The 20,663-nt window shown below is 63.7% G+C and carries 23 protein-coding genes, 1 tRNA gene and 1 pseudogene; 10 read left to right on the top strand and 15 right to left on the bottom strand.

The window, feature by feature from the left end; translation table 11 throughout:
- The first annotated feature begins 48 nt into the window (after positions 1-48).
- Entirely contained in the window at positions 49-1,917 is a 1,869-nt protein-coding gene (locus GT370_RS00580) for a DUF262 domain-containing protein (protein ID WP_008493767.1), read from the top strand.
- 87 nt (positions 1,918-2,004) lie between these two features.
- On the opposite strand, the gene GT370_RS00575 is transcribed toward GT370_RS00580, so the two are convergent.
- Both GT370_RS00575 and GT370_RS00570 read right to left on the bottom strand, forming a co-directional pair.
- Entirely contained in the window at positions 2,005-2,940 is a 936-nt protein-coding gene (locus tag GT370_RS00575; RefSeq protein ID WP_270183723.1) for a LysR family transcriptional regulator, read from the bottom strand.
- Positions 2,941-2,979: 39 nt separating this feature from the next.
- On the bottom strand, positions 2,980-3,147 hold the full coding sequence (locus GT370_RS00570) for a hypothetical protein (protein WP_270183722.1): 168 nt from the start codon (positions 3,145-3,147) through the stop codon (positions 2,980-2,982).
- A gap of 65 nt (positions 3,148-3,212) precedes the next feature.
- Here GT370_RS00570 and GT370_RS00565 point away from each other — a divergent pair, with 65 nt between their 5' ends.
- Positions 3,213-4,328 (top strand): chloride channel protein, encoded by a 1,116-nt coding sequence (locus GT370_RS00565; protein ID WP_270183721.1) that lies wholly within the window; start codon positions 3,213-3,215, stop codon positions 4,326-4,328.
- On the opposite strand, the gene eutC is transcribed toward GT370_RS00565, so the two are convergent.
- From eutC to GT370_RS00545, 4 genes are all read right to left on the bottom strand, one after another.
- Positions 4,325-5,077 carry an ethanolamine ammonia-lyase subunit EutC gene (gene eutC / locus GT370_RS00560; protein WP_008493770.1) on the bottom strand — a complete coding sequence of 251 codons (753 nt, stop codon included), beginning with the start codon at positions 5,075-5,077 and terminating at the stop codon, positions 4,325-4,327. The genes GT370_RS00565 and eutC overlap by 4 nt on opposite strands.
- Positions 5,067-6,464 (bottom strand): ethanolamine ammonia-lyase subunit EutB, encoded by a 1,398-nt coding sequence (locus GT370_RS00555; protein WP_008493771.1) that lies wholly within the window; start codon positions 6,462-6,464, stop codon positions 5,067-5,069. The genes eutC and GT370_RS00555 overlap by 11 nt, the downstream gene beginning before the upstream one ends.
- Positions 6,465-6,528: 64 nt before the next feature.
- Positions 6,529-6,876: a response regulator gene (locus tag GT370_RS00550; protein ID WP_205619751.1), complete on the bottom strand. Its 348-nt coding sequence runs from the start codon at positions 6,874-6,876 to the stop codon at positions 6,529-6,531.
- A gap of 141 nt (positions 6,877-7,017) precedes the next feature.
- Positions 7,018-7,860: a TrmH family RNA methyltransferase gene (locus GT370_RS00545; protein ID WP_442865521.1), complete on the bottom strand. Its 843-nt coding sequence runs from the start codon at positions 7,858-7,860 to the stop codon at positions 7,018-7,020.
- A gap of 370 nt (positions 7,861-8,230) precedes the next feature.
- Here GT370_RS00545 and GT370_RS00540 point away from each other — a divergent pair.
- Positions 8,231-8,315, top strand: a tRNA-Tyr gene (locus tag GT370_RS00540).
- A gap of 63 nt (positions 8,316-8,378) precedes the next feature.
- Here the strand turns inward: GT370_RS00540 and GT370_RS00535 are convergent.
- Both GT370_RS00535 and GT370_RS00530 read right to left on the bottom strand, forming a co-directional pair.
- Complete coding sequence (locus GT370_RS00535) at positions 8,379-9,068, bottom strand: hypothetical protein (protein ID WP_008493774.1); 690 nt, start codon at positions 9,066-9,068, stop codon at positions 8,379-8,381.
- Between the two features lie 109 nt (positions 9,069-9,177).
- Positions 9,178-9,357: a hypothetical protein gene (locus tag GT370_RS00530; RefSeq protein WP_144052687.1), complete on the bottom strand. Its 180-nt coding sequence runs from the start codon at positions 9,355-9,357 to the stop codon at positions 9,178-9,180.
- Between GT370_RS00530 and GT370_RS21085 the strand changes: the two are divergent.
- A pseudogene (locus tag GT370_RS21085) lies at positions 9,280-10,985 on the top strand (cryptochrome/photolyase family protein). The gene GT370_RS00530 and the pseudogene GT370_RS21085 overlap by 78 nt on opposite strands.
- A gap of 152 nt (positions 10,986-11,137) precedes the next feature.
- Here the strand turns inward: GT370_RS21085 and GT370_RS00515 are convergent.
- From GT370_RS00515 to GT370_RS00490, 6 genes are all read right to left on the bottom strand, one after another.
- A complete protein-coding gene (locus tag GT370_RS00515; protein WP_008493778.1) occupies positions 11,138-11,809 on the bottom strand; it encodes a hypothetical protein in 672 nt (223 codons plus the stop codon).
- A complete protein-coding gene (locus GT370_RS00510) occupies positions 11,796-12,140 on the bottom strand; it encodes a hypothetical protein (RefSeq protein WP_008493780.1) in 345 nt (114 codons plus the stop codon). Before GT370_RS00510 ends, GT370_RS00515 begins: the two co-directional genes overlap by 14 nt.
- A 209-nt stretch (positions 12,141-12,349) precedes the next feature.
- Positions 12,350-13,687 (bottom strand): MFS transporter, encoded by a 1,338-nt coding sequence (locus GT370_RS00505; protein WP_144052688.1) that lies wholly within the window; start codon positions 13,685-13,687, stop codon positions 12,350-12,352.
- A gap of 31 nt (positions 13,688-13,718) precedes the next feature.
- Positions 13,719-14,726 (bottom strand): zinc-dependent alcohol dehydrogenase, encoded by a 1,008-nt coding sequence (locus GT370_RS00500; protein WP_008493782.1) that lies wholly within the window; start codon positions 14,724-14,726, stop codon positions 13,719-13,721.
- Positions 14,727-14,730: 4 nt separating this feature from the next.
- Entirely contained in the window at positions 14,731-15,618 is an 888-nt protein-coding gene (locus GT370_RS00495) for an aldolase (RefSeq protein ID WP_008493783.1), read from the bottom strand.
- On the bottom strand, positions 15,605-16,564 hold the full coding sequence (locus GT370_RS00490; RefSeq protein WP_270183719.1) for a carbohydrate kinase family protein: 960 nt from the start codon (positions 16,562-16,564) through the stop codon (positions 15,605-15,607). Before GT370_RS00490 ends, GT370_RS00495 begins: the two co-directional genes overlap by 14 nt.
- A gap of 101 nt (positions 16,565-16,665) precedes the next feature.
- On the opposite strand from GT370_RS00490, the gene GT370_RS00485 reads away from it, so the two are divergent.
- Complete coding sequence (locus GT370_RS00485; protein ID WP_008493785.1) at positions 16,666-17,469, top strand: DeoR/GlpR family DNA-binding transcription regulator; 804 nt, start codon at positions 16,666-16,668, stop codon at positions 17,467-17,469.
- A gap of 311 nt (positions 17,470-17,780) precedes the next feature.
- Here the strand turns inward: GT370_RS00485 and GT370_RS00480 are convergent, their stop codons facing one another.
- Entirely contained in the window at positions 17,781-18,017 is a 237-nt protein-coding gene (locus tag GT370_RS00480; protein ID WP_144052689.1) for a hypothetical protein, read from the bottom strand.
- Positions 18,018-18,030: 13 nt separating this feature from the next.
- On the opposite strand from GT370_RS00480, the gene GT370_RS00475 reads away from it, so the two are divergent.
- The 5 genes from GT370_RS00475 to GT370_RS00455 all read left to right on the top strand — a co-directional run bounded on the left by GT370_RS00475 (position 18,031) and on the right by GT370_RS00455 (position 20,654).
- Positions 18,031-18,162 (top strand): hypothetical protein, encoded by a 132-nt coding sequence (locus tag GT370_RS00475; protein ID WP_270183718.1) that lies wholly within the window; start codon positions 18,031-18,033, stop codon positions 18,160-18,162.
- Positions 18,163-18,242: 80 nt separating this feature from the next.
- Positions 18,243-18,650, top strand: a complete 408-nt coding sequence (locus tag GT370_RS00470) for a PAAR domain-containing protein (RefSeq protein ID WP_081822299.1) — start codon at positions 18,243-18,245, stop codon at positions 18,648-18,650.
- Between the two features lies 1 nt (position 18,651).
- Positions 18,652-19,551, top strand: a complete 900-nt coding sequence (locus GT370_RS00465) for a DUF4123 domain-containing protein (protein WP_270183717.1) — start codon at positions 18,652-18,654, stop codon at positions 19,549-19,551.
- Positions 19,548-20,189, top strand: a complete 642-nt coding sequence (locus tag GT370_RS00460) for a hypothetical protein (protein WP_008493788.1) — start codon at positions 19,548-19,550, stop codon at positions 20,187-20,189. The genes GT370_RS00465 and GT370_RS00460 overlap by 4 nt, the downstream gene beginning before the upstream one ends.
- 21 nt (positions 20,190-20,210) lie before the next feature.
- On the top strand, positions 20,211-20,654 hold the full coding sequence (locus tag GT370_RS00455) for a hypothetical protein (RefSeq protein ID WP_144052690.1): 444 nt from the start codon (positions 20,211-20,213) through the stop codon (positions 20,652-20,654).
- Positions 20,655-20,663: the final 9 nt, after the last annotated feature.

Below are 20,663 nucleotides of genomic sequence, written 5' to 3'. Positions count from 1 at the left end.
AAATTGTGTTACAATCTCTACGTCAGAAATCATCAGTGAGAGCTCGTTATGGCTTATGTAAATCCTTCGACACAGTCCATCAAGACCTGCTTTCAGAGCCATTATTCTCTACCGTATTTTCAGCGTGAGTATAAATGGGAGTCTAAGCATTTCGTTGAGTTGCTTAACGATATACAGAACGCTTTTGTCCTGAGCTACGACTCTTCACACGGGCGGAAGGAAGTATCAAACTATTCCCCGTATTTCCTTGGGTCGATAATCACTTCAACCGCCGTGAACGCTAAAAAGCCACTAATCGATGGGCAGCAAAGACTAACGGCCACATTTTTGCTTTTGGCCTATCTCGAAAGATATCGAAGAGATCAGAACATTCCCGACGCCTTGGATTTGTCGACACTTCTAGGCAATGTCAATTACGGGGAGATGGATTACTCAGTTGAGTTTTCAGCCACTCGCCGCGCCATTTTCGACAAATACCTAGACAAAACGAAGTCACTAGCCGAGGCCATGGCGAACGCTGAGGAAGTACCCAACATTGACGATGGCGACAAAAAACTCTTGGAAGCTCTCCGAGCGACGGGAGACCTCCTAAATGACATTGTCCGAGGAGCTATCGCCTACTTCATTGATTACGTCGTTGAGCGAGTTTTATTGATCGACATCTCGGTGGATAGTGAATCTGAAGCCCACCGAGTATTCGTCACAATGAACGACCGTGGGCTACGGCTAGGGCCAATCGACCTGCTCAAAGGTCAAATTCTATCAAAGATTACATCGCCAGAAGACAGCTACTCGTGCCACACAGTCTGGATCGACACCATCAACAAACTTCGGGACATTGACCCAGAGGAGGATTCACTTTTCTTCCGAAATCTGTTTCGTGCTAAATGGGCTAAAACCATACGAGGCAAGGCTAAAGGAGACCCGGCGGGTGATTTCGATCAGATAGGCGATGCGTATCACCGCTGGTTCGAGGAACATACGGTTACCCTTGGGCTTGCGACGGCCGACGATTATGTCCGGTTTGCGCGCGACGATATTACGCGTTTTTCCGAAATTTACAGATTTATCAAACGGGCAGAAGAGGACATCACGAACGGTTTCGAATGTGTCTACTATAATGCTGCGCGACGCTACGGATTCCAATCTATGGTTCTACTCGCATCCGTAGAGGTCAACGATAACACTACGGAATGGAAAAGAAAGATTTCTCTTGCAAGCAAACTGATCGATATTTTGCTTACATCTCGGACTATTGAAGGAAAAGACAACAACTACGATAACTTGAAAGACATATCATTTCAGCTTGCAAAGGATCTTCGCGGAAAGAATGTTTCTGACCTTTTGGCTTACGTGCAATCCGAATGGGGAAAGTATTTTTCTGTGCTAGCGAACCTAGGTCATTTGAAGTATCAAAAAGCTGATCGATCGGATATCCTCTTTATCCTGGCACGTATAGCATCGTATCTCGAACAAGAATTTTCGTTGACAAACAAAGTTGGATTCCCAACATACTGGCAACGCGACCGAGGTGCCAGAACGTTTGACATTGAGCACCTGTTGAAGGAGGCTTTTGATAGCGCAGCCCTCCCGCCGAGTCATGGCTTCGCTGATGCGACAGACTATAGCAACTCTCGAAACCTCATCGGCGCGCTCACATTGCTCCCTCGGTCTCGCAATCGTTCGCTCCAGGATAAACCTTACCGAGAAAAGCTGGCCGCCTACGCGACAGAGGGCATTCTTGCACAAACCCTCTGTGAAAATCTTTATCAGAACAATCCAAACGTCGCTACTTACGTAGCCAAGCAACCGGGGCTAGGTTTGATCAGCTTTGCCGACTTCTCAAAACAAGATATTGCTCATCGGGCAAATTCATACACCGCAATTGCACAGCTCCTCTGGCAACCGCCAAATTAGCAAGCCGTAGATGGGTGGAGCGTAGCGTAGCCCATCGCTTTGTTCCAGCTCCCGGCCGTTTGATGGGTTACGCTACGCTCCACCCATCTACAAATGGCAGCTTTCGGGAAGGCGTCCGGCCCTCGGGAATGACCATAAAGGGCGCGTTGCCGCCAGCCCCCTACCCTCCCGCAACCGCTCCCGTCCCGCCAGCAGAACCTGCCCCAGCGCCGTCACCGCGTCGTTGCCGCCATAGGTGCCGCCCAGCAGCACGAACTCCACCGGCCCCAGCGAGGGCAGGCCACTGGCCGGCAGATCCTCCAGCCCGGGCGGGATCAGTTGGCCCGCCAGCGGCACCACCCCCAGCCCCGCCATCGCCGCCGCGCGCAGCCCGCTCAAACTGCCGCTGGTGCAGGCCACGCGCCAGGGGATGCGGTTGGCGTCCAGCACCCCCAAAGCGCGTTTGCGGGTCATGCTGGGCGGCGGATAGATCACCAGCGGCACCCGCGCCCCCGGCGCCAGCACCAGCCCCTTGCGCCCCACCCAGCGCAGCTCGTCCACCCAGGCGCGCTGGCCGCGCACATCCCCCTCCCGGCGCTTGGCCAGAATCAGATCCAGCTGCCCGGCATCGAAGCGCTCATATAAATCCTCGCTCAACCCCACCGTCAGTTCGAGATCCACCTGCTCATGCCGGTCCCGGAAATCCGCCAGCAGCTCCGGCAGGGCCGAGAACACGAAATCCTCCGAGGCGCCGAAGCGGATGCGCCCGCGCAGCGCCCCCTCGGCCAGATATTCGCCGATCCGCGCATTCGCCCCCAGCACCTGCCGGGCAAAGGGCTGCACCGCGTCGCCATCCGTGGTCAGCCGCACATGGTGGGTATCACGCGCCAGCAGCCGCCGGCCGGTCTGCGCCTCCAGCCGCGCGACGTGCTGGCTGACGGCGGACTGGCTGATCCCCAGCTGCCGGGCCGCGGCGGAAAACCCGCCCGCCTGGGCGACGGCGACGAAGCTGCGCAGCAGAACGGGATCGAGCAACAGGTCCATGAGTCTGCTTATAACGAATCACAATAACAAATATAACTGTTATTTCGTTTCAAAATCGCGCAAAGCATCGCCGCAGACAAGGAGTATTTTCCCATGAGCGGCACGGCGCGGCATTCCCTGAAACTGGCCCTGGTGACCATCCTGGTCGGAATCGCCGGCGGGATCGGCGGCGGCAGCATGGCGCTGCTGCTGCATGCCGTGCAGCATGTCACCTATGGCTACAGCTTGCGGATCTGGTCGGGCCGGAGAGTTTCCTCACCGCCGTCGCCGCCGTGCCGCCCTGGCACCGCGCCCTGGCCCTGCTCATCGCCGGGCTGGTGGCGGGGCTGGGCTGGTGGGCGGTGTATAATCGCGGCGCCAAGCTGGTCAGCATCAAAGCCGCCGCCAGCAGCGGCAAGCACATGCCTTACGGCAGCACCACGGGGCACGCGCTGCTGCAGATTATCACCGTCGCCATGGGCTCGCCCCTGGGGCGGGAGGTGGCGCCGCGCGAAATCGCCGCGCTGCTGACCCAGCGCCTCACCGGCTGGGCCGGCATCACCGGGGAGGAGGCGAAAATCCTGCTCGGCTGTGGTGCTGGGGCGGGGCTGGCGGCGGTGTATAACGTGCCGCTGGGCGGCGCGGTGTTCGCGCTGGAGGTGCTGATCCTGCGGCTCGACCCGCGCTCCATTCTGATGGCGCTGGCCAGCTCCTGCATCGCCGCCATGCTCGCCTGGTCGGTGCTGGGCGATGTGCCGCAATATCACATCCCGGATTTCACCCTCTCCGCGCCGCTGCTGGTGCTGTGCGTGCTGGCCGCGCCGGTCATCGGGCTGGCCGGGCATGGCTTCGCCCGCCTCACCGCCGCCGCGCGCAAAAATATGCGCACGGATGGCCGCCTGATCCGCCGCTGCCTGGTGGTATTCACGCTGGTCGGCCTCGCCGCCATGGCGTTTCCGCAACTGCCCGGCAACGGCAAGGGGCCGATCCAGCTCGGGCTGGAGAGCGCGCTGCCGCTGCATCTGGCGCTGGCCTTGCTGGGGCTGAAGGTGGCGGCCATTGCCGGCGCCCTCTGGGCCGGTGCGGAAGGCGGGGTGCTGACACCAGGGCTGACCGTCGGCGCTTTGCTCTCCACCTTGCTCGTGCTGGGCTGGAACTTGGTGCTGCCGGCGGTGCCGGCCGGCGCCTTCGCCCTGGTCGGCGCTGCCGCCTTCCTCGGCGTCTCGATGGAGATGCCCTTCACCGCCGTGGCGCTGATGTTCGGCTTCACCCGCGTCGGGCAGGATTTTTTGGTGCCGCTGATCCTCACCGCCGCGCTGGCCAGCGCCACCAGCCGGGCCGTGCCCCTGGTCCAGACCGCCTTGGCCAACCGTCGCGCCCCCGCCCCGGAGGGCGAAACCGCGATTTAGGCCTGCCCAACCAGCGGCGCGGCGCCCTCATGCGTCAGGCCGCTGGCCTCCTTCAGCCCCACCCCGGTCAGCCCCCGGCGCAGCGCCTCGCGCATCAGCCAGGCCAGCATGTCCGCCGCCGCCTCGGCCGAAAGCCCGCCCTGGCCATGCACGTTGGAGATGCAGTTGCGCGCCGAATCCGGCGTGCCGCGCTTCGGATCGAAGGTGAGATAGACGCCCAGAGAATCGGACACTGTCAGCCCCGGCCGCTCGCCGATCAGCATCACCACCAGCCTCGCCCCCAAAGCCGCGCCGATATCATCGCCCAGCGCCACCCGCGCCTGGGTGGCAATGACCAAAGGCGCCAGCTTCATGCCGCCCAGCCGGGCCAGCAGCGCCTGGGCCACGGGCACCGCATTCTGCATCACGGCGGTGGCGGAAAGCCCATCGCCGATCACGATCACCGCGTCGTAATCGCCCTTGGGCAACGTCTCCAGGCACTCCGGCGCCAGCGCCCGGCCGAGATCCGGCCGACGCAGATAAATCTCCCGGTCCTTGGCGGCGCTGTGCACCTGCAGCGCCCCCGGCAGCGCGGCCTTCAGCGTCGCCACATCCAGCTTCGCGTGCACCGCATCGCGCGCCATGGCATGGGCGAACTGGAAGTCCAGCACATCGCCAATCTTCATCGCATCCCCCGCCCGGCCGAGGCCGATGCGCGCGCGCGTGGCCTGACGCAGCAGCACCCAGGGATCGTTTTCCTCAGGCGGCATTGCGGGCCTCCAGCAGGCGGCGCTGCGCCTTGTTCTGCGGCCCGGGCAGGCGCATCCGCCCATGCCGGTCCAGCATCTCCATCTTCTCCAGCCAATCCTCGAATTCCGGCGCCGGGCGGGCGCCGAAGCTGGAGCGCAGATAGAGAATATCGTGATAAGAGAGGCTCTGGTAATTCAGCATCACGTCATCCGCCCCCGGCACCGCGATGACGAAGGAGACGCCGGCCACGGTCAGCAGCGTCATCAGCGTGTCCATGTCGTCCTGGTCGGCCTCGGCATGGTTGGTGTAGCAAACGTCGCAGCCCATCGAGATGCCGAGCAGCTTGCCGCAGAAATGATCCTCCAGCCCGGCGCGGATGATCTGCTTGCCGTCATAGAGATATTCCGGGCCGATGAAGCCGACCACGGTATTCACCAGCAGCGGCGAGAATTCCCGCGCCACCGCATAGGCCCGCGCCTCGATGGTCTGCTGGTCCAGCCCGAAATGCGCCCCGGCGGACAAAGCCGCCCCCTGGCCGGTCTCGAAATACATCGTATCCTGGCCGATGGTGCCGCGCTTCAGCGATTGTGAGGCCTCATAAGCCTCGCGCAGAATGCCGAGATTGATGCCGAACCCGGCATTCGCCGCTTCCGAGCCGGCGATGGACTGGAACACCAGATCCACCGCGCCGCCGGCATTCATCACCTCGATCGAGTTGGTCACATGGGTGAGCACGCAGGTCTGGGTCGGGATTTCGTAGCGGGCGCGCAGCTCATCGAGCATGGAAAGCAGGGAGATGCAGTTCTGCACGCTGTCGGTCGCCGGGTTGATGCCGATGACGGCATCGCCGGTGCCGTAAAGCAGCCCGTCCAGCGTCGAGGCGGCGATGCCCTTCAGGTCATCCGTGGGATGGTTCGGCTGCAGCCGCGAGGAGAGCCGGCCCTCCAGCCCGATGGTGTTGCGGAAGGCTTTCACCACCCGGCATTTGCGCGCCACCGCGATCAGATCCTGGTTGCGCATCAGCTTGCTCGCCGCCGCCGCCATCTCCGGCATCAGCCCCGGCGCCAAAGCGGCCAGGGCGGCGGCATCCGCCTCGTAGGAGAGCAGCCAGTCCCGGAACTGCCCGACCGTCATATGCGCCACCGGCTTGAAGGCCGCCTGGTCATGCTTGTCGAAAATCAGCCGCGTGACCTCGTCGGTCTCATAGGGGATCAGCGGCTCTTCCAGGAACATCTTCAACGGCAGATCGGCCAGCACCGCCCGCGCGGCGACGCGCTCGGCATCCGAGGCCGCGGCCAGCCCGGCCAGCTCATCGCCCGAGCGTTTGGCCGAGGCCTTCGCCAGAACCGTTTTCAGATCCGGGAAACGAAAGCTTTCCCCGCGAAAGGCATGCGCAAAATGTCCCATGCCGCATATGCAACACCGGAATTTATTGCCGTGCAATATAAATTAGCGGGAGGAATGCCGGTTTTCAGTCCGCCATCATTGACTGGATCTTCTTCGCCAGCCCATCCAGCGAAAACGGCTTGGTGATGATCTCCATGCCTTCGGCCATGGCGCTGCCATTGCCGACCTCGATATTATGCGCATAGCCGGTCATGAACAGCACCTTCAGCCCGGGGCGGATCTGCTTGGCGGCATCGGCCAGCTGGCGGCCATTCTGGCCGGGCAGCGTCACGTCGGTCACCAACAGATTGATCGGCTGGGACGAGTTCAGCACCATCAAAGCGGAGGGCACGTCCTCCGCCTCGAATGTCCGGTACCCCTGCTCCTCAAGCGTCTCGACGACCAGCATGCGCACCATGGGCTCGTCATCCACCACGAGCACCGTATTGATAACTGGCGGGAGTGACCCGGCTTGACCCATCATGAACCCCTTTGCGCTTTTGTACCCGCCGGGCGGACTCCCGCAAAGCGCCGCCACCTAAGCGAAACCTAAAGAATCCGTTAGCCGGCGGGGTCAGCCAGGGGTGCGCGTTAGTTCATATAACGCCACCGCGCCGGCGGCGGAGACATTCAGGCTCTCCATGCCGCCCGGCATCGCCAGGGCGCAGATCTCATCGCAGGTTTCGCGGGTGAGCCGGCGCATGCCCTCGCCCTCGCTGCCCAGCACCAGCGCCACCCGCCGGCCGGCGAAGGCCTCGCCGCGCAGCCTGGTCTGGCTATGGCCGTCCAGCCCGACCACCCAGACATCGGCGTCCTTCAACGCCGTCAGCGTGCGGGAGATGTTGGTGATGCGCAGCAGCGGGATCGTCTCCAGCGCGCCGGAAGCGGCTTTCGCCAGGGCGCCGGTCTCTTCCGGGGCGTTGCGGTCCTGCGCCACCACCGCGCAGGCGCCGAAAGCCTGGGCCGTGCGCATCAGCGCGCCGACATTGCGCGGGTCGAAAATCTGGTCGAGTACCAGCACCGGGCCGGGGCGCAGCAGCGCCTCCTGCAAGGAGGGCGCCTCCAGCTGGTCGGCCAGCAAGGCGATGCCTTGATGCACGATGCCCGAACCCGGCTTGGCGGCGAGAATCTGGTCGATCCGCTCGCGCGGCGAAATCTCCGGCTGGATCGGCCAGGGCAGCGGCGCTTCCGCCGCCAGGCTGGCCTGCGCCTCCTCGGTGATCACCAGCCGGCGGAACAGACGCTCCGGGTTTTTCAGCGCCGCCGCCACCGCATGGGTGCCGTAGAGCCAGACCGCGCCGGATGGCGTGGAGGGGCCGCGCCGGGCCGCGCCGCGCTTTTGCGCCTCGCGCTGGACCTGGGTAGGGGGCTGGGGCTGGATTTGGGGCTGGGCTTGGGGCTGACGCTCGGCACGCAGCGGGGCCTCAGCGCGGCCCTCGGCCTCACGCCGTCCCTGCCCCTCATTGCGCTTCGGGCCTTCATGCCGCGCCGGGGCGTCATGGCGGGCAGGCGCGAAGCCGCGTCCCGCCCCCCCGGCACGCCCCGCCCCGCGCCCTGGCTCGGCCTGGCGGAACTGGCCGTCCTGACGGGGCTGCTCCTGGCGCGGCGCGCCCTGACGCGGCTCTTTTTTCCGCGAGTCGTCGGGACGCGATCCCCGCGCCTCGCCAGCTGAACGTTGACGGGGAGCGTTTTTTCCATGCGGGGGGCGTTTTTGAACCATGCCCCTCACTATCTCCACCCCCATGCGTTGACAACCGATGCCAACCGTTGCAAGACGCGCCCCACGTGGAAGGGTGCCCGAGTGGCTAAAGGGACGGACTGTAAATCCGTTGGCGTGCGCCTACGTTGGTTCGAATCCAACCCCTTCCACCACTTCCCTCAAAACGCGGATCACCAGCCTTGCGGCATTCATTCGCCGCCTTGCCCAAGCCAGGATCAGAGGCAGGATTTCGCCTGCATGGCGGTCTGCAGAGAGGCAAGCACGTCCGCGGCGATGGCCGGGTTGTCGAAGACTGACAGATCGACCGTCCCGCCCGTCCGCAGATGCCCGACTATCCAGTAGCTCGCCCCGCCGCGCACCGCATCCCGCTCCTCGACGCTCAGCGCGCGCACATCGCATAGCGCCACCGGCGTCGATCCGTCGCTGATCACACCACGATCCTGATTGACGGAGACCCTCAGGGCGACGTCCGGCGGCGCCAGAAACGCCCCGGTGCAGAGCACATTCAAAACGACCACCGCGACGGCCACGAGATAGGGCATGAAGGTCCCGCGCAGGACCCAGGCAACCAAAGTGAAATAGAGCGTGAACGCGACCGAGAAAATCACCGTTCCTAGGCCGGTCTGGTCCGCGCCGGCGATCGTCAGGACATGGCCCGGCCCGTGTTTCCAGAACAGGTCCAGATCACTGTCATTGCCGCCGGGATAAGGCGAATAGCCCGACGCCAGCAGCCGGTTCTGCACGCTTTGCGCGCGCTGCAAATACGCGGCGGCACAAACGAGACTGAACGGCACAAACGCCGCGATCATGGCGGGCTTCAGCCAGCCCCGCCCGCTCTTCACCGCCGCGACGGGCGGTGCCGCATTGGCTTGTGGCGGCGGCAGGTGCCGATTTTTATTGGACAAGGCTGCGCACCCAAATCTGAGATCGAAACAGATAGCCCGCGCAGTATGCCCCCGACATTACCGCGAGGAAATAGCGGGGGCCGGAGGCATCGATGAACGCCGCGCCGGCCTACATCAGCAGGCCACGGGCAAAATTTCCGAACCCGATCTCCGGCTGGCCGCCCAGGGCAGCCACCCGGCCGGGGACGCCGTGATCGAGCCATCCGAGCAGATGCACGCCAAACAGCGACAAGGCCCCCGCCGCCAAAACCAGCACCACCACCAGCCCGACCCATTCAAACGCCCGCACGCTGTTCTCCTTCATCGACGCGCGGGCGGTTCAAGCGCCGAATTGGGGCCAAAGCATGGAGCAAAAACGCGCCAATTATGGTCGCCAACCGGTGATCCGATCGCCCCGCCTTGCCGTAACAAATATATGACCCGGCTTTTTCCCGTCCTCGGCGACCAGCTCAGCCTGGGGCTCGCCAGCCTTGCCCAGTGCGACAAGGCCAAGGATGTCGTGTTGATGATGGAGGTGCGTGGCGAGGCCACAACCCCGCGCCATCACAAGATGAAAATCGCCTTCCTGTTTTCGGCGATGCGGCATTTCGCCGCGGCGCTGCGCGAGCAGGGCTATCGGGTCGATTATGTGGCGCTTCAGGATGAGGGCAATACCCACAGCTTCGAGGGCGAGCTGCGCCGCGCGCTGCACCGGCATAAGGCCGAGCGGATCATCGCCACCTGGCCTGGCGAATGGCGGGTGAAACAGATGCTGGAGGGGCTGGGCGCCGAGATCCTGGAAGATACACGCTTCCTCGCCCCGCTCAGCGTCTTTGCCGAGTGGGCGCAGGGCCGCACGCAATTGCGGATGGAATTCTTCTACCGGCTGCTGCGCCGCCGGCTGAATATCCTGATGGAGGGGGATGAGCCGGCCGGCGGGCGCTGGAATTTCGACAGCGAGAACCGCCACCCGCTGCCGCCCCAGAAGAAAATCCCGCTCACCTACACGCAAGCCCGGATGCGGTGACGCAGGAGGTTCTGGATCTGGTGGCGGCGGAATTTCCGGAGCATTTCGGCGAATTGAAGGGATTCTCCTACGCCGTCACCCGCGCCGGGGCGCAGGCGGCGCTGGCGCGCTTCATCACCCAGCGCCTGGCCAGCTTCGGCGATTACCAGGATGCGATGCGCCAGAACGAACCCTGGCTGTTTCACTCGCATCTCAGCCTCTATCTGAATTGCGGGCTGCTGCTGCCGGGCGAATGCATCGCCGCCGCCGAGCGCGCCTGGCGCGCCGGCGACGTGCCGCTGAACGCCGCCGAGGGCTTCATCCGCCAGATCCTCGGCTGGCGCGAATATGTGCGCGGGCTCTATTGGCTGAAAATGCCTGATTACGCGGCGCAGAACGCGCTCGGCGCCACCCGGCCCCTGCCCAGCTTCTACTGGGATGCCGGCACCGAGATGAACTGCCTGCGGCAATGTGTCCGCACCACCCGCGACCATGCTTATGCCCACCATATCCAGCGGCTGATGGTGCTGGGCAATTTCGCCCTGCTCGCCGGGCTCGACCCGGCGGAGGTGAATGAATGGTATCTGCTGGTCTATGCGGATGCCTATGAATGGGTGGAGATGCCCAATGTCACCGGCATGATCCTGTTCGCCGATGGCGGGCTGCTGGCCAGCAAGCCTTATGCGGCGGGCGGGGCCTATATCAACCGCATGTCGGATTATTGCGGCCATTGCAGCTTCAACGTGGCGCAGAAAACCGGCCCGGAGGCCTGCCCGTTCAATTATCTCTATTGGGCCTTCCTCGACCGCCACCGCGACAAGCTGGGCGGCAATGCCCGGCTGGGCCTGGCGTATAAGACCCTCAACACCATGCCCAGCCCGGCCTTGGCCGCGATCCGCGACAGCGCGCGTAGCTTTCTGGAGCGTCTCTGATCTAAAAAGCTGAAATGGCCCACGTCATCGTCGACCGCCTTGGGCAACGGCAGAAGACAGGATGCCTCCCCGCACCGGGGGATTGGCCTTATGCGGATGAGACCGCGTGCCTTTTACTGCCGGCGGTAGAAGCTGGTCTGTCCTGTCCGGCGTCAGGCCAAGAGCAGCAGGTTCAACTGGCCATCGGCCTCCTGATTATCGGAGCTCCAGAGATACAGCGATTTTCGGCCATTCTCTGTATAGAACTCAACGCCAGGGCGTGTTCTTGGAACTTGCGGGCCGAATTTGAATTTATAATTCGCACCATTGGTCGGATAGGCCGTCACGAAATGCAAATAATCCTTGCCGGAATCGCGGCCGCCATTATCCACGACCAGCACGACATGCTTAACTTGGCCAGAAGCATCCACTGCCCCGCCTGACTTCACACGGATATTGAAGTTTCCGCCTGGGCCGGAAACTGGGTTGGCGTGGATGGTCATGCGCGCCCCCATGGCCACATTCAGCAATTTCAACGCCGCCTGACCGAACGGCGAATTCAGGATCTTCGCCACCACGAAGGGCTGGTCGGAGACCGTGCGTATTTTCATCCGCCACGTCTGCCCGATCATCGCCGGGTCGAGATAAGTGCCCGTGGCGTTGGTCTGCTGGGAGATGATGAAAGCGGATTTGTTCTTCGCGATCAGGTCGCTATCGCTAATGCCGTGATGGTCCCGGAACGCATGGCCGACATTGCCGGGATTATACGGATGCGGTTTACGTTCGGAAATGGCGATCATCGTTTTGATCTCGGTAACGCTGTAGTCACGGTCATAGCGTGCCATCTTGGTTCCCCCTCGTGGACAGGGACGGTAAAATATCCATTCCAGCAACAACTTTAAAGTGAATTTTCGCGTACCCCGCCGGCCCGTGCAGATCCTTGGCCATTGCCCAGGGCGCTGACAGCCAGACATCCCACGCGTCCGGTGCGATCAGGATCACCGGCATGGCCTTGGGGTGGATTGGCGTCACCCCCTCGTTCGCGGCGGTGGTCAGGATACCATGGATCTCGGCTGCGAACTCTTCGAGGCGTGGCGCCAGCTGACAAAAGCGGTGGAGGATTTGTTCAACAACACCCCACCAAAAACTTTGGTTCTGTCCCAGATCTTCATTCATCTGACCATTATGTCGATCCCGAGTCTCTTCGCCTTTTGCCCGTGGCGTCAAGGGGTTTACTCGCCTTCGGCGACGCGCGGCGAAGCCGCGCGCCCTTGACGCCACGGGCAAAAGGCGAAACCCTGCAATGATCGAAATAATGCTGATCCTTCAAGGCGTTGAAGGTATAAGCTGGAAAGTTATCTGGGACAGCCCCAAACTGTCGCAATTCAGCGCGAAGAGGCCTGCCAGGCTTCGCTGCGCTGCTGTGCCGCTATCTCCTCCTGCCCTGCCAGTCGCTTCGCCGCCGCCGCGCAGATGAAAGAAAGCACGCAAATCCCGGCCAGGAAGGCCGCAATCGCCCAGGGCTGGCCGCCATCCGCCTTGATCAGCCAGGTGCCGATCAGCGGCATGAAGCCACCCGCGATCGCCGAGATCTGATAAGCCAGCGACAGCCCGGTATAGCGCGTGCCGGGGCTGAAGAGTTCCGTGAAAAAAGTGGCCTCGACAGCGAACATCAGCGTCGGTCCGAGATTATAGGCGAGGATGAAGGCCAGCCAGATGATGGCGACGGATTTGGTGCCCAGCAGCAGAAAGAACGGATAGCTGAACAAGGCCATGAACCCGGCCCCGGCCAGATAGACGCTGCGCCGCCCGAACCGGTCCGAGAGCCCGCCGAACAGCGGACACAGAAAAATGCCGATGAGCGAGGCCACCATCATCGCATGCAGCCCGGTCGAGCGGTTCATGCCCAGATCATTGACGATATAGGCAATGCCAAAGGCGTTGATGATGTTGGAGGAGATCGTCTCCGCCAGCCGCGCGCCGGTGGCCAGGGCGGTGTTGCCGGCATGGTTGCGCAAAAGCGCGCCCAGCGGCGTGCGCTGCGGCTTGCCCTTGGCCAGCATCGCCCGGAAATCCGGCGTCTCCATCAGGCTGACGCGGATGAACAGCCCGATGAAGGTGAACAGCCCGCTGATCAGAAACGGAATGCGCCAGCCCCATTGCAGGAACTGGTCCTTGGACAGCCCGCCCAGCAGCGCGAAAATCCCGGTGGCGAGCAGAATGCCCGCCGAGGCGGCGGATTGCGGCACCCCGCCCCAGAAGCCACGGCGGTTGGCCGGCGCGTGCTCGATCGTCATCAGCGCCGCGCCGGCATATTCGCCGCCCAGCCCGAAGCCCTGCACCAGCCGCAGCGCCAGCAGCAGCATCGGCGCGCCGATGCCGATCTGCGCATAAGTCGGCAGCACGCCGATCAGGAAGGTGCCGAGCCCGATGATCACCAATGTGGCGATCAGGCTGGCCTTGCGCCCGATCCGGTCGCCGATATGGCCGAAGACGATGCCCCCCAGCGGCCGCGCCAGGAAGCCGACGCCGAAAATCGCAAAGGAGCCCATGATGCCGTTCAGCTTGCCGGCATTGGAAAAGAAGATCGGCCCGAAGGCGATGGCCGCGGCGGTGCCGAAAATGAAGAAATCATACCATTCGAGCAGGGCGCCGATGAAGCTGGCAATCGCCACCTTGCCCATCGGGCTTCTCGGGGCAGCCTGGGTGCTGCTATTTGTCATTGTTGTTTCCTCCGGTTTTTGGATCGGGTGGTCAGCCCATGTCGATCAACACTTTCACGCTGTCGCGCTGGCCGGCTTGTTCATAGGCGTCCTTGGCTTCGGCCAGAGGTCGGATGGCGCTGATCAGCGCCCCGGCCGCGATCTCGCCCGCCGCCAGCGCGGCGATGGCAGCGTCGATATCGGCGGGCACATACATGCCGCTGCCCAGCACGTCGATTTCGAAACGCTGCAGCCGGGGCAACGGCAAAGCCCGGGCGGCATCAGCCACGCCGACCACCACCATCGTCCCGCCCCCGGCGGTGGCACGGCAGGCTTCATCCAGGGTCGCCTGCGCGGCCACGCAGTCGAACACCGCGCTATAGCCGCCAAGCCCGGAGAGCGCCTCGGGCGCGTGAGCGGCGTTGGCGCCGAGCCGCAGCGCCAGCGCGCGCTTGGCGGCGACGGGCTCGACAATGTCGATCGGCCCGGCCCCGGCCAGACGCGCCGCCAGCAGCACGCACAGCCCGATGGTGCCGCCGCCGATGATCAGCACCTTGTGCAGGTCCCGCGCCCGGCCGACGGCATGGATGCCCACGGCCAGCGGCTCCGCCAGCGCCGCCAGGGTCGGCGCCAGCCCGTCCGGCACCGCGTGTAATTGTGCCGCCGGGGCGTTGAGATAGGTGCTGCCCAAACCAGGCAGGCGAAAGCCCAGCACCTTCGCCGATTCGCAATGGTTGGGCCGGCCTGCCTGACAGGCACGGCAGATGCCGCAGGCCAGCAACGGGTTGACGACGACACGCTGGCCAGGGCGAAACCGCGTCACCGCCGCCCCCACCGCGACCACGCGCGCCACCACCTCATGCCCGGTCCGCACCGGCGGGCGCACCCAGGGGTGCTTGCCGTGCAGCACGTGCAGATCGGTGCCGCAGATGCCCAGATAATCCGGGCGCAGCAGCACCTCGTCCGGCCCGGGCGCGGGCGGGAAAGGGTGCGAGATCAGACTGACCTCGCCCAGCGCCGGGAACTCGATCGCCTGGATGCGGTTGGGCAGGGCGGTCATGGGGTCAGCCTTGCACCGCGCGGTCCGCGACCTCGCACAGGCGCTTCAGCCGGTCCGTCGCCTCGCCGGCCAGGGCGGCCTTGAGGTTCGGCTGGCCGATCACCGGCTTCCACACCGCGCGCCCGGCCAGGAAGCCGGAAGCGCCTTCCTTGCAGGCCAGCTCCACCGCACGGGGGAATTCATCCGGCTCGACGCCGGAGGAGAGCACCACCCAGGGGGATGAGATGGCTTTGGTCAGCGCGGCGCAGGCAGAGCGCAGCGCCGCCTCGCTGCCGCGGCCATGCAGCGGCACCTCGGCCTTGTAGAGATCCGCGCCCAGCCCGCCCAACTCCTTGGCGGCTTCGAGCACGCCTGCATTCCAGTCATAGGGCACAGCGCCGCGCGGCGGCTTCGCCACCGGCTCGATGATGCTGACCAGGCCGGCATCTTTGCATTGCGCAACGAAGCGGCGGGTCATTTCGATGCGGGTTTCCGCGGCTTCGTCCTGGCGCCAGATCACCAGCAGCTTCAGCGCCGTGGCGCCATCGGCCATGACTTCGGCCGCGACCACCGCCGGGTCGATCTCGACCTTGTCGACAAACGCATCCGGGCTCGGAATGAACAGATCCGCCGCCGCGATCAGCGCGCAGGAGGGGGCCACCGCCTTTTGTGCCACCGCCTGGTCCCAGACGAACTGCTTATCCAGCAAAATCGCCGAGGCGTGCGGGGTCAGGGCGCGGGTGACTTCGAGTTTGAAATCGGTGACCTGCTGGTCGCTCACCGGGCCGCTCTGATGCGCGGCCAGCATCGCGCGCAGCGCCTCGCGTTGGTCGATGGCGAGCATCGCGAAGGCGCCGGAGGGGCGGGCGAGGCTGGCGAGCCCGGCGCGGGGGCGGTCTTCAATCTGCTGCATGGGAAAGCTCCGTTATGTCGTTGGTCAAAGCGCGTTGCGCGGGCAAGGCGCGCATCACGGTATCGTGGTCGGGAATGGCGGACCGCCCATCGATGCCCCGGCAGGAGAGCGCGGCGGTGATGCCGGCATAGGCGGTGGCCTCGGCACAGCCCATGCCGCGCATCCAGCCCGCCACCAGGGCACCGTGGAACACATCCCCAGCGCCCAGCGTGGAGAGGCATGGCGCGGGCAGGAAGGCCGGCACATGCCAGAGCCGCTCCCTGGTGCGGTCCAGCGCGTAGGCGCCGGCGGCGCCGGCGGTCGCCACCACCCAATCCGCGCCGGCCGCGCGGCGCAGCAGCGTGGCTGGGTCGGCCGGGCCGAACATCGCCTCCAGCCGGGCAATGGTGGGCACGAACAGCCGGGCGGCGCGATGGTCGAGATCGGGGATCGGGTTGCCGGCATCGATGGAGAGCGGCGGCAACGCGGCGCCCAATGCGGCGAGCTTGCCATAGCCGATCTGGTCGGCATGGATCAGCGCCGCCTGGGTGATCATCCGCGCCTGGAGGCTGCCGGCCGTCAGGGTGAAATCCGGCGGCAAAGTGGGGCAGAGGGCGCGGGTGGCCTGGGTGCGGTCCGCCAACACCAAGGCAGCGCAGGAGGCGGTGTTGAGCACACGCACCACGCCGGAGACATCCACGGTTTCCGCCCGCAGCGCCGCCAGAATTCGGTCTCCATACACATCATCTCCGACCGCGCCGATAAAGCAGGCGGGCACGCCGAGTCTGGCGCAGGCAACGGCGGCGGTGGCGGCGGGCCCACCCCCGGCCTCGACGATGCACTCCGCGACCAGCCGCCCGTCCGGCGCCGGAAAGCCCGGTAGCAGAGCGATCATGTCCCAGGAGGCGAGGCCGACAAAGACAGCCGGCTTTACGGTTTGGGTTTCGATCAACATTCCCTCGGACACTTGTTATTTTTGAGTTTGGTAAATAATTACCAATTATGGTAGTAAATTATCTAAATCATGGATGGTTGTAAATGGTCTTGTTGGGGATTTAAGGATTGCTCATGTCCGAGAAAGCGGCGCAGGCGCCGTCATTGACCTATGGCGCCGCCGCCGGGCGGCTGGAGATGGTGTTCGCGCGCATCGCGCAGGCCGGGTTCATTTCCATTGCCGATCTGGCGGCCGCGTTGGGGGTTTCGCCAATGACGGCGCGGCGCGATGTGCAACGCCTGGCCCAGGCCGGGCGGGTGGCGGCGCTGCATGGCGGGGTGAAGCTGCTGGCGCCGCCGGCGCAAACCGGCTTTGCCCAGCGCCGCCAGGCCGCCGCCGCCGCCAAGCAGGCCATCGCCCGGGTCGCGGCGGGGCGGATCGGCCGGGAGGACAGCATCGCCATCGATGCCGGTACGACCACCTTGCATCTCCTCGAGCATCTGCCCGCGGATTTTACCGGTAGCATCGTCAGCCATTCTGTCCCGGTGATGGCGGCCTTGATGGAGCAGACGGGGTATCGGCTGGTGATGCTGGGCGGGGATTTGCTGCCGGACAGTGCCGCGCTGGTCGGCCCGCTTTCGGTGGAAGCCGCCTCAAGGCTGCGGGTGCGCAGCTTCTTTCTCGGTGCCGCCTCGGTGGATGCGCGCGGCGTGTATGTAAAGGCGGATATCGAACGCCCGACCAAACGGGCGTTGATGCAGGCGGCGGACCAGGTGGTGCTGCTGGCCGATCATTCGAAATTCAGCCTGTCGGAACCGGTGCTGCTCTGTGGGCTGGACGAGCTGGACGCGCTGGTGACAGATCGCCCGCCCCCTGCCGACGTTGCCGCCGCTCTGATTCGCGCCGAGGTAGCCCTAAGCTTGGCTGCTCCGGGTTAGAATAATGTGTGTTTAGATTGACGCGGCAGCATCACTCTATGTGCCAGGTCAGTGCCCCATCCACTTCCTTGGATTTACCCCAATAATGGAGGAAGTCAGGAATGGTGGACGGTAAAGAGGAATTATTCTGCATCAACTTTGCCTCGCTTGAATCTGACAGAGGCAGAGATTTTTGTGTCGAAAGCGACAACCAAGGGCATGACTTTTCATTCCAGCGATAATTAACAAGCCCCAGTCATTTTGATATCACATGCCGCCACAATTCCACGCTTCAACGCCGCAAGCCATACCTTATGCCGGAACTAAAACCCTTAACCAACATTTTCACTCAGACCGTAAGACTTCACGCCAGCAAGCTGTTTTAGCTGAGTCAGGGCGTCCCTCACCTTCTGGGCGTCGAGAGCAACAAAATCCGCGATGGTAGCGACACCAAGCCACTTCAGCTTCAGCGCAGACTGACCGCCGATGCCCCAAACTGTTTCGATTGGGGTATCGGCATAAAAAGCAGCCCACACCCCAGCACTGCGAAGCTCAAAGAGACCCTCCATTGAAGGCCGCTCCTTGGCAACCCTGTTCGCCAACTTGGCGATGGTCTTGGTGGCCCCAACCGATGCAGGTTGGAATCTTGGCCAGGCGCCGCACCTCGTCGCGGATGCGCCGGAAGTCCGGGTGCCGCAAGTGGCCGACAAATGATCACCTCGTAATGAATGGCGTTATTTACGCGCGCCAACAGCCCGCCTAGGTTGCGCTTGGTTCTATCGAGGGGCGAATGAATGGCCGGGAAGCCAGCGGCGCGATTGACGGACATGCACACCTGCCCGGCCAGCAACGGCCCCGTGCCGCATGTCGGCGGGCCCGTCTCCGGTCCCGGCTGCCCGACCGTGCTGGTCGGGGGCCTTCCCGCAGCGCGCGTCTCCGACATGGCGGTGTGCGTCGGCCCGCCGGATACGGTGGCGATGGGCTCCTCCACAGTGCTGATCGGCGGCATGCCGGCGGCGCGGATGGGCGACCAGATGTCACATGGCGGCGTCATCGCGCTGGGCTGCTTCACGGTGCTGATCGGCGAGAGCGGCGGCAGCGGTGGCGGCGGCAATGCCGGGGCGGTGGGCGCCGGGCCGGCTGCCCCGCCCTGCCCGCGCCAGGCCGCGGCGGCGGGCGCGCCCTTCATGAGCATGGGGTAGCATGGCGGCCGGTCTTGCCGACATTCTGGTGGAATGGCCGCGCCCAGTCTTCGCCGTGCTGGATGGCGCGAAGTACGATGACCTCCCCGCCCTGCTGCGGCAGGTGGACGTGGCAGCGCGCGCGCTGTTCCTAGAATATCGCGGCAATGCCGGGGTCGTGCGCGCCGGCCCGCACCTAGCGCTGCTGAACGAGCGGCGGCTGCGCAACCTGCTGCGCACCGAGGGCATCGAGGGTGCGGCCGTGTTCTGGCGGGTAGAGGAACCGGACGAGCCCGCCTTCTACCGGCATCTGCGCACGCTGAACCTGGTGGAGATTCCGGCCCCGCCGCCAGCCCAAGATGCTGCGCCGGACCCGTTCGCCACGGCGCAGCGGACGGTGATGTTCCGCCATTGGGACCCGGGCGTGCTGGCGATGATCCTGCCGGTGCTGACCCCAGCACAGCGCGCCCGGCTGTTCGGCCCGGCGGCGGCGCTGGCGATCGCGGCGCCGGAAGGGGCGTTGCAGGCCAAGCGCCGGGCGGACTGGCCGGCGCCCGCGCACGGGCGGCTGGTGCTGAGCGAGGCGCAGATGCAGGCCCTCTCCGGGGCGATGACGGCGCGCTCGCACCGGGCCATAGCCTCCTATCTGCGCGATGCCGCACCGGAGCAGACCAGGGACATGGACGAGGCCGGGCTGCTGGGCTTCGTGGCGCGGAGCGAGGCGCAGGGCCGCGCCTGGGGGTTGAAAACGGAGGCGGGGCTGGGGCGCTTCGCCTATCTGACCTTGGTCAGCCGTGGCGAGGTTTGGAACGCGCCCCCTGCCCTGGACTATCTCCGGAACGCGGCGGACGGCCCCGACAAGGCGATTGCGCGGCTGCTGGCGGCCATCGGTGAGCGGATGTTGCAAAGGGGCGCGGCATGAGCGCAACGGCCGGGGCGGCCTTTGTGGCGGCCCAATTCATTCCCGGCCTGGACGTCGCGGTCGACGCCGTGGCACTTGGCATCGCCGGCGCCGCGGCAGTGAGCGTCATTGGGGCCGAGATCTACCAACATGCGGGCCATCAGGCTGTCCAGGCGAATACCAAAGCCGATGAGCAGCTCAAGGACTCCGATGCTTCCGAGCCTTGCGTGGAATGTGATGAAGACCCTTGCGCTCACTTGCGCAAGGGCAATGGTGGAGGCAAATACAGGGGCGGCGCACATGGCGAAACCAAAGGGCCAAGTAAGGATGGGCTGGATTCTCACCATACGCCGGCGGCCCAGGCGAGCAAAGAGGGAGGCGGGCCTGCAAGGGATGATGGGCCGGCTATCCAGATGGAGCCCAAAGATCATCGCGATACGGCAAGTTATGGCGGAGGCGCAGGGCCGGAGGCATATCGAGAGAAGCAGGCGGAACTTATCAAGGAAGGAAAACTTCTTGATGCCACCAAAATGGATATTGAAGACGTCAAAAAAATTGCTGCGGCCTCCGGTGATCCGGCCAAGTATGATGAGGCGTTAAAAGAAATGCAGGCTTACGCGGAGTGCCTGCAAAATCAGATAGATAAGGGCAAGCCATGATGATCAAGGAAGGAGATAAGAATGCAATGGAAGATTGACCCCTATGAGGGGACTGGCCCGATAAAACTCGGTATGAAGCCAGAGCAGGTGCAAAAAGCATTTCGTCCATTTGAGAAAACGATAGAGCGATCTTCTGAATATTTTAATGCTTATTTTCCGGATCTCGAAACTCCAATTCTTGGATTTCGTAACGGTTTACTCGTAGACTTCGGTTTTGGTTGGAGAACGGAAGCCGTATATATTCTCGATACAGATTATTTTCATACAAAACCGAACGTGTTTTTGCAAAGCGTAAAGCGTCTCGATTCTGGACTCAAAAAGAGCAGAGGCGGGAATATCTTGTCATCGACATTTGGCATTTCCTTCGACCTCATCGATCTTGATGAAAGCGACAAGACGATATGGGCGTTTTCCCATGAGGAGTTCCTGCCTCTTTTTGAAAAAGCTCGCCCTTTTGAAGACTGACCTGCCCCC

This window comes from Acidocella sp. MX-AZ03, from assembly GCF_027626035.1.
Lineage (GTDB): Bacteria > Pseudomonadota > Alphaproteobacteria > Acetobacterales > Acetobacteraceae > Acidocella > Acidocella facilis.
This window is presented reverse-complemented; position numbering and strand designations above follow the sequence as displayed.

Excerpts from the sequence above, each read along its gene's own strand:
- GT370_RS00480 (WP_144052689.1), bottom strand. The coding sequence starts at position 18,017 with ATGGAGGGTCTCTTTGAGCTTCGCAGTGCTGGGGTGTGGGCTGCTTTT.
- GT370_RS00465 (WP_270183717.1), top strand. The coding sequence starts at position 18,652 with ATGGCGGCCGGTCTTGCCGACATTCTGGTGGAATGGCCGCGCCCAGTC.
- GT370_RS00580 (WP_008493767.1), top strand. The coding sequence starts at position 49 with ATGGCTTATGTAAATCCTTCGACACAGTCCATCAAGACCTGCTTTCAG.
- GT370_RS00510 (WP_008493780.1), bottom strand. The coding sequence starts at position 12,140 with ATGAATGAAGATCTGGGACAGAACCAAAGTTTTTGGTGGGGTGTTGTT.
- GT370_RS00515 (WP_008493778.1), bottom strand. The coding sequence starts at position 11,809 with ATGGCACGCTATGACCGTGACTACAGCGTTACCGAGATCAAAACGATG.
- GT370_RS00575 (WP_270183723.1), bottom strand. The coding sequence starts at position 2,940 with ATGGACCTGTTGCTCGATCCCGTTCTGCTGCGCAGCTTCGTCGCCGTC.
- GT370_RS00470 (WP_081822299.1), top strand. The coding sequence starts at position 18,243 with ATGGCCGGGAAGCCAGCGGCGCGATTGACGGACATGCACACCTGCCCG.
- GT370_RS00555 (WP_008493771.1), bottom strand. The coding sequence starts at position 6,464 with ATGGGACATTTTGCGCATGCCTTTCGCGGGGAAAGCTTTCGTTTCCCG.
- GT370_RS00485 (WP_008493785.1), top strand. The coding sequence starts at position 16,666 with ATGTCCGAGAAAGCGGCGCAGGCGCCGTCATTGACCTATGGCGCCGCC.
- GT370_RS00570 (WP_270183722.1), bottom strand. The coding sequence starts at position 3,147 with ATGCTGCACGGCATGCAGCAGCAGCGCCATGCTGCCGCCGCCGATCCC.
- GT370_RS00500 (WP_008493782.1), bottom strand. The coding sequence starts at position 14,726 with ATGACCGCCCTGCCCAACCGCATCCAGGCGATCGAGTTCCCGGCGCTG.
- GT370_RS00495 (WP_008493783.1), bottom strand. The coding sequence starts at position 15,618 with ATGCAGCAGATTGAAGACCGCCCCCGCGCCGGGCTCGCCAGCCTCGCC.
- GT370_RS00455 (WP_144052690.1), top strand. The coding sequence starts at position 20,211 with ATGCAATGGAAGATTGACCCCTATGAGGGGACTGGCCCGATAAAACTC.
- eutC (WP_008493770.1), bottom strand. The coding sequence starts at position 5,077 with ATGCCGCCTGAGGAAAACGATCCCTGGGTGCTGCTGCGTCAGGCCACG.
- GT370_RS00505 (WP_144052688.1), bottom strand. The coding sequence starts at position 13,687 with ATGACAAATAGCAGCACCCAGGCTGCCCCGAGAAGCCCGATGGGCAAG.
- GT370_RS00460 (WP_008493788.1), top strand. The coding sequence starts at position 19,548 with ATGAGCGCAACGGCCGGGGCGGCCTTTGTGGCGGCCCAATTCATTCCC.